This is a genomic window from Actinocorallia lasiicapitis (assembly GCF_054778695.1).
Map to the genome: position 1 here is coordinate 1 of NZ_BAAGZI010000888.1, position 604 is coordinate 604.

Annotated in this window: 1 protein-coding gene; it reads left to right on the plus strand. The window is 76.2% G+C overall.

Going from position 1 to position 604, the window contains the following annotated elements; genetic code table 11:
• A partial coding sequence (locus ACYVE7_RS35325; protein WP_460371048.1) for a beta propeller repeat protein occupies positions 1 to 604 on the plus strand: 604 nt, incomplete at both ends.

A 604-nucleotide genomic window follows, 5' to 3' on the forward strand; every position in this document is an offset into this window, starting at 1 on the left:
TGGGCGGGCCCGCCCTCGCGGACGTCGAGCTCACCGATGTCGCGGCCGCGAGCAGCGAAGGGCCCGTCGTCGCCGTCGGCAGCAGCGGCATGTCGATGCCGCGCCCGCTGTTCCTGGTCTCCTACAACGCGGGCGCGAGCTGGGCGCGGTTCGAACCGTCCGGCACGGCCGGTCCTTCGACGCCCCAGTCGGTGGCGGTCGGCCCGCACGGCTGGGTCGCACTCGGATCGACCTACGAGCCGCCGCCGAGCGAGGGCAGGACCGTCGTGTGGACCAGCCCCGACGGCGCCCACTGGGCGCAGAGCCGCGCCGAGGACACCGCCCTGTTCGGCCGGTCGGGCCCCCTCGAAGTGCAGGCGACCACGGCGGGGTTCGTCGCGTTGAGCGGCGAGGTCGACCCGGTCGGCGGCCAGCACGTCCGGCTCTGGTTCTCCCCCGACGGGGTCCGCTGGGAGAAGGCGCGGGTGCCGGAGACCGTCCTGTCGGAGTCCGGTGCGGCGGGCGGGCTCGCCGTCGAGGGCGGCGCGGCGCTGCTGCCGCTCACCGACGGTGGCAAGACCACTTTCCTGCGCTCCGCCGACGGCGGCCGCACCTGGTCGCGGCC